Origin of the sequence: Streptomyces sp. NBC_00525 (assembly GCF_036346595.1) — a bacterium.
GTDB lineage: Bacteria > Actinomycetota > Actinomycetes > Streptomycetales > Streptomycetaceae > Streptomyces.
This window is the reverse complement of record NZ_CP107834.1, coordinates 3947282-3962132: the sequence shown is the minus strand read 5'-3', so window position 1 is coordinate 3962132 and position 14851 is coordinate 3947282. Positions and strand designations below refer to the sequence as shown.

Sequence of the window (14851 nt, the reverse complement as noted above, 5' to 3'; positions counted from 1 at the left end):
GCGGCGGGGCGGGGCGGAAGGGGTACCGCGGTGCGTCAGCCGGCGTCGTTCGCCGCGGCGACCAGCGCGTCCTTGGTGACCGCGCCGACATAGATCCGGCCGTCGTCCGTCATCAGCGCGTTGATCAGGCGCGTCTTGAAGACGGTGCCCGAGCCGAACTTGCCGGTGACCTTGTCGCCGAGGGCGTCCAGGAACTGCTGGGCCTGCGGCGGGACGCCCTTCGTCGCCTCGGTCGGCAGGTCGGCGCCGCCCGGGGTCCTGATCTCGGCGATGCTGTTCCAGCCCTTGCCGATGATCTTCGGGGCGCCCTCGTCCTCGAAGGCGCGCAGGTCGCCGCGGGCCTTCTCGGTGGCCTCGCGGGCGTCCTTCTCGTGGCCCTTGGCCGCCTCGTCGGCCTCGGTGACCTTCGCGCCCTTGGGCGGGGTGAAGGTGAAGGAGGACGCGGCGGGCTTCCCGAAGTCGACCGACGTGAAACCGGCGTCCACGACGGCCTTGCCGCCGCTGCTCGGCCGGAGCGTGAACTTGAGCGGCACGCCGTTCTCCGCGTCCACGGCGACGGTGATCGAGCCCACCGTGGAGCCGCTCTGCTCCGGCTTGAGGACCAGGCGGTACGCGTCGCGCCCGGCGACCCGCGCGGTGCCGTCCACCGTGACGGACGTGGTGCCGTCGGCGGCTTCGAGCGCCTGCTCGGCCAGGGCCTTCGGGGTGGTCGGGACGCCCTCGGGGACGACCCGGTCCTGGTGGCGCGGGGCCTTGTCCTTGCCGTCGGCCTCCGCGTGGTACACCGCGTTGGTCGCGCTGTCGTACGCCCAGACCTGGTCGCCGTTGTGGATCAGGCTGTACTCGGCGGCGTCGTCCAGGATGGAGAGCCGCTGCTTGTCGGGGCCGTCCGCGGCGACGCGCAGGGTGTGCGTGCCGGAGGCCAGCTCGGTGAGCTTGCTCTGCGGGTCGGCGCTCGACGTGTCCTCGCCGCCGCGCCCGCTCTTGCCCGCGTCGGACAGGAAGGAGCCGGCCAGGCCGCCCACGGAGGGGATGCCCAGGTCCGTGCTGATCTTCACCGTGCCGGAGAACTGCTCGGTGTCCGAAGCGGCGATCTTCTCGATGAGTTCCTGCGCGGTGATCTCCGGCAGGTCGGGGTCGCCGGAGCTGGCGAGCGCCGGGACCAGACCGATCGTCGCCGCCGCCACCCCCGCCACCGCGACGGGGACGATGTAGCGGGCCGCCCTGCGGCGGCGCCCGGCGCTCTGACCGGCGGCCGTGCCGGTGGTCTCCGCGCTGTCGTTCGGTGCCATGTGTGCCCTACCTCCGTGGTCGGCGGCTTCCTCGGGATGCGCTCGCCCACTCCGTGCCGCCATTCTCACCCGTTTTGGTCAGGAGTGGTTGTGTCTCCATCCGACCAAAACGGGCTGCGGAAAGCGTCAACCCGGGGGAGCAACTCCGCGTACCTCTTCGGTATGACGATGGAGCGCCGATTCTCCCCCGTCCAGTAGGGGTTGGGGCCGCGCGGGCTCCGGGAGAGGCGTCAGCCGGCGCGGTGGACCACCGCGTCGCACATCTCTTCCAGGGCGAGCTTGGCGTAGCACTCGGGCAGCGGCCCCAGCGTGGCCCGCGCCTCCTGCGCGTACCGCACGGTGTCCCGGCGGGCCCGGGCCAGCGCCGGGTGCGCGCGCAGCAGGCGCAGCGCCTCGGTGAGCCGGTCCGGGTCGCCGAGGTCGCCGTCGAGCAGTTCGACGAGGGCCAGGTCGTCCGGCTTGCCGTCCGCCGCCGCCTGCGCCCGCAGATGCAGGACGGGGAGGGTCGGGATGCCCTCCAGGAGGTCCGTACCGGGGGTCTTGCCGGACTCGTGGGAGTCCGACGCGATGTCCAGGACGTCGTCGGCGAGCTGGAAGGCGACACCGAGCCGTTCACCGTACTGGGTGAGGATGTCCGTGGTGGACTCGTCGGCGCCGGACATCATCGCGCCGAACCGGCAGGCCACGGCGATCAGCGAGCCGGTCTTGCCGCTGAGCACCTCCAGGTAGTGCGCCACCGGGTCGCGGCCGTCGCGCGGGCCGGCCGTCTCCAGGATCTGGCCGGTGACCAGGCGTTCGAACGCCTCCGCCTGGATGCGGACGGCCTCCGGGCCCAGGTCGGCCAGTATGTGCGAGGCGCGCGCGAAGAGGAAGTCGCCGGTCAGTACGGCGACCGAGTTGCCCCAGCGGGAATTGGCGCTGGGCACACCGCGCCGCACATCGGCCTCGTCCATGACGTCGTCGTGGTACAGCGTCGCGAGGTGGGTCAGCTCCACGACGACGGCGGCGGGCACCACGCCCGGCGCGTCGGCGTCGCCGAACTGGGCGGCCAGCATCGCGAGCAGCGGACGGAACCGCTTGCCGCCCGCGCGCACCAGGTGCTGGGCGGCTTCCGTGATGAAGGGCACGTCGCTCTTGGTGGCTTCGAGCAGGCCCGACTCGACAGCAGCCAAACCGGCCTGGACACCGGCCTCAAGAGCCTGGTCCCGCACGCTCAGTCCGAACGGCCCGACGACGGTCACGAGGGGATCTCCTGTCTGCTGACGATCACACGGAATGTCGATGTGTCGTTGTCAACCACTGATGTCAGCGTATCCGGTCGTCTTTGGATCACCGTGGGCGCCTTCCCGCCACCGCCGGTATGTTCGAGATCAGCTCATACGATCAGGAGTTGCCGTTTTGTCCCACACCGCCGCCGCCACGGAACCGGAGCAGCCGCCGCCGGCCGACGACCACGCCTTCTTCGGCCAGCCACGGGGCCTGATGACCCTGTCCGGCCTGGAGGTCTGGGAGCGGTTCTCGTTCCTCGGCATGCAGGCGATCCTCGTCCTCTACTTCGCGGACACGGTCGCACACGGCGGCATGGGCATGGAGGCCGGGACCGCCGCCTCCGTCTCGGCCGCGTACGGCACGCTGGTCTATCTGGTGTCGGTGGCCGGCGGCTGGCTGGCCGACCGCATCCTCGGCTCGTACCGGGCGGTGCTCTACGGAGGCATCCTGATCGCCTGCGGCCATTACGCCATGGCGGTGCCCACGGACGCGATGACCTGGGTCGGGCTCGGACTGATCAGCGCCGGTACGGGCCTGCTCAAGCCCAATGTGGCCACGATGGTCGGCAAGCTCTACCGGACGGACGACGAGCGCCGGGACGCGGGCTTCGCCCTCTACTACATGGGCATCAACATCGGCGCGTTCCTCGGACCGCTGATCACCGGCTGGCTCGGCGACCACGCGAGCTGGCACTGGGGCTTCTCGGCCGCCGCCTTCGGCATGACGCTGGGCCTCATCCAGTACGTGGCGGGCCGCCGTCACCTGGCCGGGCGAAAGCACACCGCCGAATTCGCGCTGGCCCCCGGCCCCATGCGCCGCGCCGTCCGGCTGATCGCCGCCGGGGCCGTCGTCGTCGCGGCCGTCGCCACCGCGCTGGCCCTGGCCGGGTGGCTCACCATGGACCGGTTCGTGGACCTGCTCACCCTGATCTCGGTGATCGCGCCCGTCGTCTACTTCGCGGTGATGTTCCGCAGCCCCCGGGTCACCGCCGCCGAACGCGGCAGGCTGCGCCCGTACGTGGTGCTCTTCCTGGCCTCCGTGGTGTTCAACTTCATCCTCTTCCAGGCGTACTCGACGATGATGCTGCTCGCCTCGACCAACGCCCGTACCGAGATCTTCGGCTTCCACTTCCCGGCGAGCTGGTACGCCTCCGCGCTCGGCGCCTTCGAGGTGGCGCTCGCCCCGGTGGTCGCGGCCGTCTGGGCGAAGATGGGGCCGCGCCAGCCGCACGCCTCCAACAAGATCGCCATCGGAGTGATCCTGGGCGGCCTCTCCTTCCTGCTGATGGTCCTGCCCACCTCCGGGCACTCCGGCGACACCTACAAGATGGCCGCCTGGTGGATCGTCGGCTCCTATCTGCTCCTCGGACTCGGCGACATCCTGCTGGAGACCTCCGGCATGTCGGCGACCACCAAGCTCGCCCCGAAGGCGTTCGCCAGCCAGACCATGGCGCTCTGGTTCCTCTCGCTGGCCCTCGCCAACGGCATCCAGGCCCAGATCGTGAAGCTGTACGGCGAGGTGTCCAACCCCGCCTACTTCGGTGTCAACGGCGCTGTCGCGGTGGCGGCCGGCGTGGCCGTCATCGCCGCCGCCCCCTGGCTCAAGCGCACCATGCACCCCGTCCACTGAGGTACGCCCATGCACATCCAGACCGCGTTCCCGTACGAGACGACCCACGAGGACCTCTACATCCCCCTTGCGGACGGCACCCAGCTGTACGCGCGGATCTGGCGGCCGGTCACGGACGAACCCGTGCCCGCGCTCCTGGAGTACCTGCCGTACCGGCTGAGCGACTGGACCGCGCCGCGCGACTGGCAGCGCCACCCCTGGTACGCCGGACACGGCTACGCCTCGGTCCGGGTGGACGTACGCGGCCACGGCAACAGCGAGGGCATGCCGGGCGACGAGTACGACGCGACGGAGCTGGCGGACGGGGTCGCCGTCATCCACTGGCTGGCCCAGCAGGAGTGGTGCTCCGGCCGGGTCGGCATGTTCGGGATCTCCTGGGGCGGCTTCAACTCGCTCCAGCTCGCCGCGCTGGCCCCGGAGCCGCTGAAGGCCGTCGTCACCGTGTGCTCGACCGACGACCGCTACGACAACGACGTCCACTACATGGGCGGCTCGGTCCTCGCCGTGGACATGCACGCCTGGGCGGCCACCATGCTGGCCTTCGTCTGCCGGCCGCCCGACCCGGCGGACGTCGGCGACGACTGGCGGCAGATGTGGCTCGACCGGCTGGAGGCGGTGGACCCCTTCATCCACACCTGGCTCGCCCACCAGACCCGCGACGCCTACTGGAAGCACGGCAGCGTCTGCGAGGACTACTCGGCCGTCGAGGCCGCCGTCCTCGCGGTCGGCGGCTGGCACGACCCTTACCGCGACACCGTCCTCCGGCTCGTCGAGCACCTGGACCCGGCGCGGGTGCGCGGCATCATCGGGCCCTGGTCGCACCAGTACCCCGACCGCGGGCTGCCGCCCGGACCGGCCATCGGCTTCCTCCAGGAGACCCTGCGCTGGTGGGACCAGCACCTCAAGGACAAGGACACCGGGGTCCTGGAGGAGCCGCTGCTGCGGGCCTGGATCAGCGAGTCGCACCCGCCCGCCACCGTCTACGAGACGCTGCCCGGCCGCTGGGTCGGCGAGAGCACCTGGCCCTCGGAGAACATCACCCCGGTGGCGTACGCCCTCCAGGGCGGCCCGCAGCTCGTCCGCTCGCCGCAGCAGACCGGGCTCGACGCCGGACGCTTCTTCCCCTTCGGCAACGACGCCGACCTGCCGCCCGACCAGCGCGACGAGGACGCCAAGTCGCTCTGCTTCGAGTTCCCGGTGGCCGACGCGCCCATCGAGATCCTGGGCCGGCCCAGGGTGCGGCTGCGCATCCGGATGGACGTGCCGCGCGGCCAAGCCATCGCCCGGCTCTGCGACGTCGCCCCGGACGGCTCCTCCACCCTCGTCACGCGCGGCGCGCTCAACCTGGCCGCCCGCAACGGCCGCGACCGCACCGAGGACTGGCCCGCCGGCGCCACCGAGGACGTCACCTTCGAGCTGAACGGCATCGGCCACACCTTCCCGCCCGGCCACCGCATCCGGCTCGCCGTCTCCTCCTCGTACTGGCCCTGGATCTGGCCGCAGGCCGGCTCGGCGGGCTTCACCCTGGAGGCGGACGGCAGCCTCGTCGAACTCCCGGTGCGCGGGGAGACCGAGGACCCCGCGATCTCCTTCGAGGAGCCGGAGCAGGCCGAACCGCTGGGCGTGGTGTACCCCGAGACGCTGGACACGCCGCGCCCGGAGCGGCTGGTGGTCCGCGATGTCGCCGCGGGCGAGTGGCGCCTGGAGGTGGACCCGCGCTACGGCGGCACCCGCGTCTACCCGGACGGCCTGGAGTTCACCGAGGACGCGAGGGAGACGTACACCATCCGGCAGGACGACCCGCTCTCCGCGCGCACCCGCTCCGACTGGACGATCCGGCTGCACCGGCCGGAGATGTCCTGGGACGTGCAGATCGACACCCGCTCCGAGATCACCGCCGACGCCGACGCCTTCCACACCAGCAACGAGGTCGTCTGCACCGAGGGCGGCGAGGTCGTCTTCCACCGCACCTGGGAGAAGAGCATCCCGCGCACCTCCGGGTGATCCGCGCAGTGCCGGGTGATCCGCGCAGTGCCGGGTGATCCGCGCCCTGTTCGGTGACGACGCACGTGAGGCGTACTCTCCGGGGTACGGGGGAGGGTTGGGGAATCACCGCACGCGACCCGGAAAGCGAGGCAGCGACAGATGCCCGAGCAGAGCAGCCCGCTCGATGTGCCCGAGGACGATCCCTTCGGCCCGCACAACCTGCCCTACGGCGTGTTCTCCACCCCCGACCGGCCGGAGCCGCGCGTCGGCGTCCGCATCGGCGACCACGTCCTGGACGCCGGGGCCGCCGCGCTCGCCCTCGGATCGCCCTACGCCCGACTGCTGGCCCAGCCCGACCTGATGGCCCTGCTCGGGGCCGGGCGCACCGCCTGGCGCGATGTGCGCCGCGCGCTGACCGCCTGGGTGACCGTCCCCGCCCACCGCGCGGACATGGAGCCGCTGCTGCACCACCTGGACACGGTGACGCTGCATCTGCCGTACCGGGTCGCGGACTATGTGGACTTCTACGCCAGCGAGCACCACGCCTCCAACGTCGGCCGGATCTTCCGCCCGGACGCCGAGTCGCCCCTCACCCCCAACTGGAAGCACCTGCCGATCGGTTACCACGGGCGCGCGGGCACCGTCGTGGTCTCCGGCACCGAGGTCGTCCGCCCGGCCGGACAGCGCAAGGCCCCGGCCGACCAGGCGCCCGTCTTCGGCCCGTCCGTGAAGCTCGACATCGAGGCGGAGGTCGGCTTCGTCGTCGGCACCCCCTCCGAGCAGGGCACGCCCGTGCCGCTGGCCGACTTCCGGGACCACGTCTTCGGGATCTCGCTGCTCAACGACTGGTCGGCGCGCGACATCCAGGCCTGGGAGTACGTCCCGCTCGGCCCGTTCCTGGGCAAGTCCTTCGCGACCTCCGTCGCCGCCTGGGTCACCCCGCTGGAGGCCCTGGACGCCGCCCGCACCGCGCCGCCCGCCCGCGACCTGCCGGTCCTCCCCTATCTGGACGACTCCGCCGAGGACGAGCCCGGCGGCTACGACCTGCGGATGTCCGTCGCGATCAACGGGCACGTGGTCGCGGAGCCGCCGTTCGCCACGATGTACTGGACGGCCGCGCAGCAGCTCGCCCAGCTGACCGTCAACGGCGCCTCACTGCGCACCGGCGACCTGTACGCCTCGGGCACGGTCAGCGGGCCGGAGCCGGGCCAGCGCGGCTGCCTCCTCGAACTCACCTGGAACGGCCGCGACCCGCTGGACCTCCCGGACGGCAGCCGCACCTTCCTGGAGGACGGCGACACGGTCACCCTCACCGCCTGGGCCCCCGGCCCGGACGGCACCCGGGTGGGCCTGGGCGAGGTATCGGGCCGGGTGGTCCCGGCAGGCTGACGGGGCGGCCGGCTCACTCGTACTCCGGGGGCTCCTCGTCCCAGCCGAACTCGGCGTCGTGAGCGGGAGCGGCGGGGGCCGGGGTGTCCGGGGTGTCCGCGGCGAGGCCGGACAGCACCTCCAGCACCGCTTCGCCGTACGTCGCCAGCTTCTTCTCGCCCAGGCCGCTGATGCCGCCCAGCTCGCCGAGCGTCGTCGGGCGGACCGTGGCGATCTCGCGCAGGGTCGCGTCGTGGAAGATCACATAGGCCGGGAGGCCCAGCTCCTTGGCCTGGGCGCCGCGCCAGGCGCGCAGGGCCTCGAAGACCGGGACGGCCGTCTCGGGGAGATCCGCGGCGACCGCCGCCTTGGGCTTGCGCTCGCCCCGGCCGGACGAGGACCGGGAGGCGGCCGGCTTCTTCGGCTCCTTGCGGAGCTGGACCTCGCGCTCCCGGCCCAGGACCGCGCCGCTCGCCTCCGTGAGGACCAGCGTGCCGTACTCGCCCTCGACGGCCAGGAGGCCCTGGGCGAGGAGCTGGCGGACCACACCGCGCCACTCCGCCTCGCTCAGCTCCTCACCGATGCCGAACACCGAGAGCTGGTCGTGGTCGAACTGGATGACCTTCGCCGTGCGGCGGCCGAGCAGGATGTCGACGATCTGGCCGGCCCCGAACTTCTGGTTCCGCTCGCGCTTGAGGCGGACCACGGCGGAGAGCAGCTTCTGCGCGGCCACCGTGCCGTCCCAGGTCTCGGGCGGGGTGAGGCAGGTGTCGCAGTTGCCGCAGGAGGCGGCGGCCGGTTCCTGACCGAAGTACGTGAGGAGCTGGGCCCGGCGGCACTGCGCGGTCTCGCACAGGGCCAGCATCGAGTCCAGATGGGCGGCGGCCCGGCGGCGGAAGGCCTCGTCGCCCTCGCCGCCCTGGATGAGCTTGCGCTGCTGGACGACGTCCTGGAGGCCGTACGCCATCCACGCCGTGGACGGGGCGCCGTCACGGCCGGCCCGGCCGGTCTCCTGGTAGTAGCCCTCGACGGACTTGGGCAGGTCCAGGTGGGCGACGAAGCGGACGTCCGGCTTGTCGATGCCCATGCCGAAGGCGATCGTCGCCACGACGACCAGGCCCTCCTCGCGCAGGAAGCGGGACTGGTGGGCCGCGCGCGTCCCGGCGTCGAGCCCCGCGTGGTACGGGACGGCCTCGATGCCGTTGCGGCAGAGATACTCGGCGGTCTTCTCCGTGGACGCGCGGGACAGGCAGTAGACGATGCCCGCGTCCCCGGTGTGCTCCTCCTTGAGGAAGGAGAGCAGCTGCTTCTTCGGGTCCGCCTTGCCGACGATGCGGTACTGGATGTTGGGCCGGTCGAAGCTGGCCACGAAGTGCTTCGCGTCGGGCATGCCGAGGCGCTGGGTGATCTCCTGGTGCGTGGCGTTCGTCGCGGTGGCCGTCAGGGCGATGCGCGGGACGTCCGGCCAGCGCTCGCCGAGGACGGACAGGGCGAGGTAGTCGGGGCGGAAGTCGTGGCCCCACTGGGCGACGCAGTGCGCCTCGTCGATCGCGAAGACGGAGACCTCGCCGCGCGCCAGCAGCGCCGGCGTGGTGTCGAGGCGCAGCCGTTCCGGGGCGAGGTAGAGCAGGTCCAGCTCGCCGGCGACGAACTGGGCCTCCATCGAGCGGCGCTCGTCGAAGTCCTGCGTGGAGTTGATGAAGCCGGCCCGCACGCCGAGCGCCCGCAGCGCGTCCACCTGGTCCTGCATGAGGGCGATCAGCGGGGAGATCACGACGCCGGTGCCGCGCCGGACCAGGGCCGGGATCTGGTAGCAGAGGGACTTGCCGCCGCCGGTGGGCATGAGCACGACGGCGTCCCCACCGGCCACCACGTGGTCGACGATCGCCTCCTGCTCGCCGCGGAACGCCTCGTAACCGAAGACGCGGTGCAGCGTGCGCCGCGCCTCGCTCTCGGCCGCGGCGGCCGCCCCGCCCGTGGTCCCGTCGATGGTCATGTCCGTCACGCCCGTCCCGCTCATCGCTCTGTTCCCCCGGTACCGCACCGCTCCCGCTGCGTCCAGCGCTCTCCCTGCCACCATAAGCGCCGCCTGTGACAACGCCGGACGGGCTTGACTTCCCCCAAGGGTGCCAAGCCCGTCCGGCGTTCCCGTACGGCCGCGCGGTTACCTCACGAACACCCCGGCCTGGCTCGCCAGGTCCAGGAAGTACTGCGGGGCCACGCCCAGCACCACCGTGAAGGCGACGCCGATCGCGATCGTGGTCATCGTCAGCGGGGACGGGACGGCGACCGTGGGGCCGTCCGCCTTCGGCTCGCTGAAGAACATCAGCACGATGACCCGGATGTAGAAGAACGCGGCGATCGCCGAGGAGATCACACCGACCACGACCAGGCCGCTCGCGCCGCCGTCCGCCGCCGCCTTGAACACCGCGAACTTGCCGGAGAAGCCCGAGGTCAGCGGGATACCGGCGAAGGCCAGCAGGAACACCGCGAAGACCGCGGCGACCAGCGGCGAGCGGCGGCCCAGCCCGGCCCACTTCGACAGGTGCGTCGCCTCGCCGCCCGCGTCCCGCACCAGGGTGACGACGGCGAAGGCGCCGACCGTCACGAAGGAGTACGTGACGAGGTAGAAGAGGACGGACGAGATGCCCTCCGGGGTGGCCGCGATCACACCGGCCAGGATGAACCCGGCGTGCACGATCGAGGAGTAGGCCAGCAGCCGCTTGATGTCGGTCTGGGTGACCGCGACGACCGCGCCGCCCACCATCGTGAGGATGGCGACGCCCCACATGACCGGCCGCAGGTCCCAGGTGAGGCCCGGCACCACCACGTACAGCAGGCGCAGCAGCGCGCCGAACCCGGCGATCTTGGTGGCCGTGGCCATGAAGCCGGTGACCGGCGTCGGGGCGCCCTGGTAGACGTCCGGGGTCCACATGTGGAACGGGACGGCGCCGACCTTGAAGAGCAGGCCGGTCAGGATCATCGCGCCGCCGATGAGCAGCAGCGTGTCGTTGCCCATGGTGTCGGCGAGCACCGGGTCGATCTGCTGGATCGAGCCGTCGACCACCTCGGCGATGCGGGCGTACGAGACGGAGCCCGCGTACCCGTAGAGGAGGGCGATGCCGAACAGCAGGAACGCCGAGGAGAACGCGCCGAGCAGGAAGTACTTCACGGCCGCTTCCTGCGACATCAGCCGCTTGCGGCGGGCGACGGCGCACAGGAGGTAGAGCGGCAGCGAGAACACTTCCAGGGCCACGAACAGCGTCAGCAGGTCGTTGGCCGCCGGGAAGACCAGCATGCCGGCCACCGAGAACAGCACCAGCGGGAAGACCTCGGTGGTGGTGAACCCGGCCCGGACGGCGGCCTTCTCGCTGTCGCTGCCGGGCACGGACGCGGCCTGCGCGGCGAAGGAGTCCACGCGGCTGCCGTGCGACTCGGGGTCGAGCCGCCGTTCGGCGAAGGTGAAGACGGCGACCAGGGACGTCAGCAGGATGAGGCCCTGGAGGAACAGCGAGGGCCCGTCCACCGCGATGGCGCCCATCGCGGCGAGCTGCGCCTTCGTCGTCGCGTAACCGTCGGTCGCCAGGCCGACCACCGCGGCGAACGCGGCGACCAGCGCGGCCACGGTCAGGAAGAGCTGGGTGTGGTACCGGGCGCGGCGCGGCACGAATGCCTCGACCAGGACCCCGAGGACGGCGACCCCGACCACGATCAGGATCGGGGCCAGCTGGGTGTACTCGATGACCGGGGCCTCGAACTTCTTGTCCGCGGCGAAGGTCGTCACCCCGCTCGCCGTCGTCCACAGACTGTGGACAGCTGTTGCGCTCACTTGGCGGCCTCCACCTCGGGCTGGGGGTCCTTCTTCTGTACGTCCGACATGGTGTGCTGGACCGCCGGGTTGACGATGTCGGTCAGCGGCTTCGGGTAGACACCCAGGAACAGCAGCAGCGCGATCAGCGGGACGACCACGACCAGCTCACGGACCTTGAGGTCCGTCATGCCCTGCACCTCGGCCTTGACCGGGCCCGTCATGGTGCGCTGGTAGAGCACCAGGACGTAGAGCGCGGCGAGCACGATGCCGACCGTGGCGACGATGCCGACCGCCGGATACGCGGCGAACGCGCCGACCAGGACCAGGAACTCACTGACGAACGGGGCGAGCCCCGGCAGCGACAGCGTGGCCAGTCCGCCGATCAGGAAGGTGCCGGCGAGCACCGGGGCCACCTTCTGCACCCCGCCGTAGTCGGCGATGAGCCGGGAGCCGCGCCGGGTGATCAGGAAGCCCGCCACCAGCATCAGCGCGGCCGTCGAGAGGCCGTGGTTGACCATGTACAGCGTCGCGCCCGACTGGCCCTGGCTGGTCATCGCGAAGATGCCGAGCACGATGAACCCGAAGTGCGAGATGGACGCGTAGGCGATCAGCCGCTTGATGTCGCGCTGGCCGACCGCGAGCAGCGCCCCGTAGATGATGCTGATCAGCGCCAGGACCAGGATCACCGGCGTCGCCCACTTGCTGGCCTCCGGGAACAGCTGGAGGCAGAAGCGGAGCATCGCGAACGTGCCGACCTTGTCCACGACGGCGGTGAGCAGCACCGCGATCGGGGACGTGGCCTCGCCCATGGCGTTGGGCAGCCAGGTGTGCAGCGGCCACAGCGGGGCCTTCACCGCGAAGGCGAAGAAGAACCCGAGGAACAGCCACCGCTCGGTGCTGGTCGACATGGAGAGCGAGCCGTTGGCGCGGGCCTCGGCGATCTCGGAGAGCGAGAACGAGCCCGCGACCACGTACAGCCCGATCACCGCGGCCAGCATGATCAGCCCGCCGGCCAGGTTGTACAGGAGGAACTTGACCGCGGCGTACGAGCGCTGCGCCGCCGCGTTCTCGTCGCTGCCGGAGTGCGCCCGGTCGCCGAAGCCGCCGATGAGGAAGTACATCGGGATGAGCATGGCTTCGAACAGGATGTAGAAGAGGAAGACGTCGGTGGCCTCGAAGGAGAGGATCACCATCGCTTCCACCATCAGGATCAGGGCGAAGAAGCCCTGGGTGGGGCGCCAGCGCGAGGACTTCGTCTCCAGGTCGTCGGCGTCGTGCCAGCCGGCCAGGATGACGAAGGGGATCAGCAGCGCGGTGAGCGCCATGAGCGCCACCCCGATGCCGTCCACGCCCAGTTCGTAGCGGACGCCGAAGTCCTTGATCCAGGCGTGCGATTCGGTGAGCTGGAAGCGGTCGCCGCCGGGCTCGAAGCGGGCGAGCGCGATGCCCGCGAGGACGAGCGTGCCCAGCGAGAAGGCCAGCGCGAGCCATTTGGCCGCGGTGCGCCGGGCCGCCGGGACGGCGGCGGTGGCGACGGCGCCGATCGCCGGGAGCGCCGCCGTCGCTGTCAGGAGGGGAAAGGACATGTGATCAGACCGCCCTCATCAGCAGGGTCGCGGCGATGAGAACCGCCGTACCGCCGAACATCGAGACCGCGTAGGAGCGGACGTAGCCGTTCTGCAGTTTGCGCAGCCGGCCGGAGAGCCCGCCCATGGCGGCGGCGGTGCCGTTGACGACACCGTCGACCAGGGTGTGGTCGACGTAGACCAGGGAGCGGGTGAGGTGCTCGCCGCCGCGGACCAGGACCACGTGGTTGAAGTCGTCCTGGAGGAGGTCGCGGCGCGCGGCGCGGGTGAGGAGCGAGCCGCGCGAGGCGGTCACCGGAACCGGCTTGCGGCCGTACATCGCCCAGGCGATGGCGACACCGACGACGAGCACCACCATGGTGGCGGCGGTGACGGTGGCCGCGCCGATCGGGGCGTCCCCGTGGTCGTGGCCGGTGACCGGCTCCAGCCAGTGCAGGAAGCGGTCCCCGATGGAGAAGAAGCCACCGGCGAAGACCGAGCCGAAGGCCAGCACGATCATCGGGATGGTCATGGACTTCGGGGACTCGTGCGGATGCGGCGCGTTGCCCTCGGCGTCGGGCTGCCAGCGCTTCTCGCCGAAGAAGGTCAGCAGCATCACGCGCGTCATGTAGAACGCGGTGATCGCGGCGCCCAGCAGGGCGACGGAGCCGAGAATCCAGCCCTCGGTGCCGCCCCTGGCGAAGGCCGCCTCGATGATCTTGTCCTTGGAGAAGAAGCCGGACAGGCCGGGGAAGCCGATGATCGCGAGGTAGCCGAGGCCGAAGGTGATGAAAGTGACCGGCATGTACTTCCGCAGGCCGCCGAACTTCCGCATGTCCACCTCGTCGTTCATGCCGTGCATGACCGAACCGGCGCCGAGGAAGAGCCCGGCCTTGAAGAAGCCGTGCGTCACCAGGTGCATGATCGCGAAGACGTAGCCGATGGGGCCGAGCCCGGCGGCCAGGATCATGTAGCCGATCTGCGACATCGTGGAACCGGCGAGGGCCTTCTTGATGTCGTCCTTCGCGCAACCGACGATCGCACCGAACAGCAGCGTGACCGCGCCGACGATCACGACGACCATCTGCGCGTCCGGGGCGCCGTTGAAGATGGCGCCGGAGCGGACGACGAGGTAGACGCCCGCGGTGACCATGGTGGCGGCGTGGATGAGGGCGGAGACCGGGGTCGGGCCCTCCATCGCGTCGCCGAGCCAGGACTGCAGCGGCACCTGGGCCGACTTGCCGCAGGCGGCGAGCAGCAGCATCAGGCCGATGGCCGTCAGCTTGCCCTCGCTCGCCTCACCGGCCGACTCCAGGACGGGGCCGAAGGCGAACGTGCCGAAGGTGGTGAACATCAGCATGATCGCGATCGACAGGCCCATGTCGCCGACGCGGTTGACCAGGAACGCCTTCTTGGCGGCGGTGGCCGCGCTGGGCTTGTGCTGCCAGAAGCCGATGAGCAGGTACGACGCGAGACCGACGCCCTCCCACCCGAGGTACAGCAGCAGGTAGTTGTCGGCGATGACCAGGATCAGCATCGCCGCGAGGAACAGGTTGAGATAGCCGAAGAAGCGGCGCCGGCGCTCGTCGTGCTCCATGTAGCCGATCGAGTAGATGTGGATCAGCGTGCCCACACCGGTGATCAGCAGGACGAAGGTCATCGACAGCTGGTCGAGCTGGAAGGCCAGGTCGGCCTGGAAGCCCTCGACGGGCACCCAGCTGAACAGCTTCTGGTGCAGCGCGCGGTCCTCGGCGCCCCGGCCGAGCATGTCGGCGAAGAGCACCACGGCCACGACGAACGAGGCGGCGGCGAGCAGGGTGCCGAGCCAGTGCCCGGCGCGGTCGAGGCGCCGGCCACCGCAGAGCAGCACCGCTGCCCCGAGCAGGGGCGCCGCGACGAGCAGCGCAATGAGGTTCTCCACAGTTCAAGCG

At 71.2% G+C, this 14851-nt stretch carries 9 protein-coding genes; 3 read left to right on the top strand and 6 right to left on the bottom strand.

Annotation, left to right across the window (positions count from 1 at the left end; genetic code table 11):
* Nucleotides 1–35: 35 nt before the first annotated feature.
* A complete protein-coding gene (locus tag OG710_RS17675; RefSeq protein ID WP_330240202.1) occupies nucleotides 36–1292 on the bottom strand; it encodes a LolA family protein in 1257 nt (418 codons plus the stop codon).
* Nucleotides 1293–1522: 230 nt separating this feature from the next.
* Nucleotides 1523–2533: a polyprenyl synthetase family protein gene (locus tag OG710_RS17670; protein ID WP_111337215.1), complete on the bottom strand. Its 1011-nt coding sequence runs from the start codon at nucleotides 2531–2533 to the stop codon at nucleotides 1523–1525.
* Between the two features lie 157 nt (nucleotides 2534–2690).
* On the opposite strand from OG710_RS17670, the gene OG710_RS17665 reads away from it, so the two are divergent.
* From OG710_RS17665 to fahA, 3 genes are all read left to right on the top strand, one after another.
* Nucleotides 2691–4190: a peptide MFS transporter gene (locus tag OG710_RS17665; RefSeq protein WP_330240201.1), complete on the top strand. Its 1500-nt coding sequence runs from the start codon at nucleotides 2691–2693 to the stop codon at nucleotides 4188–4190.
* 9 nt (nucleotides 4191–4199) lie between these two features.
* Nucleotides 4200–6194, top strand: a complete 1995-nt coding sequence (locus tag OG710_RS17660) for a CocE/NonD family hydrolase (protein WP_330240200.1) — start codon at nucleotides 4200–4202, stop codon at nucleotides 6192–6194.
* 141 nt (nucleotides 6195–6335) lie between these two features.
* Complete coding sequence (fahA, locus tag OG710_RS17655; RefSeq protein ID WP_330240199.1) at nucleotides 6336–7565, top strand: fumarylacetoacetase; 1230 nt, start codon at nucleotides 6336–6338, stop codon at nucleotides 7563–7565.
* Nucleotides 7566–7578: 13 nt separating this feature from the next.
* Here the strand turns inward: fahA and recQ are convergent, their stop codons facing one another.
* From recQ to nuoL, 4 genes are all read right to left on the bottom strand, one after another.
* Nucleotides 7579–9540: a DNA helicase RecQ gene (gene recQ, locus OG710_RS17650; protein ID WP_330242279.1), complete on the bottom strand. Its 1962-nt coding sequence runs from the start codon at nucleotides 9538–9540 to the stop codon at nucleotides 7579–7581.
* 168 nt (nucleotides 9541–9708) lie between these two features.
* Nucleotides 9709–11373: an NADH-quinone oxidoreductase subunit NuoN gene (gene nuoN / locus OG710_RS17645; RefSeq protein WP_330240198.1), complete on the bottom strand. Its 1665-nt coding sequence runs from the start codon at nucleotides 11371–11373 to the stop codon at nucleotides 9709–9711.
* Nucleotides 11370–12941, bottom strand: coding sequence for an NADH-quinone oxidoreductase subunit M (locus OG710_RS17640; RefSeq protein ID WP_330240197.1), 1572 nt, complete (start codon nucleotides 12939–12941; stop codon nucleotides 11370–11372). The genes nuoN and OG710_RS17640 overlap by 4 nt, the downstream gene beginning before the upstream one ends.
* A 4-nt stretch (nucleotides 12942–12945) precedes the next feature.
* Nucleotides 12946–14841 (bottom strand): NADH-quinone oxidoreductase subunit L, encoded by a 1896-nt coding sequence (gene nuoL / locus OG710_RS17635; protein WP_330240196.1) that lies wholly within the window; start codon nucleotides 14839–14841, stop codon nucleotides 12946–12948.
* Nucleotides 14842–14851 lie beyond the last annotated feature (10 nt).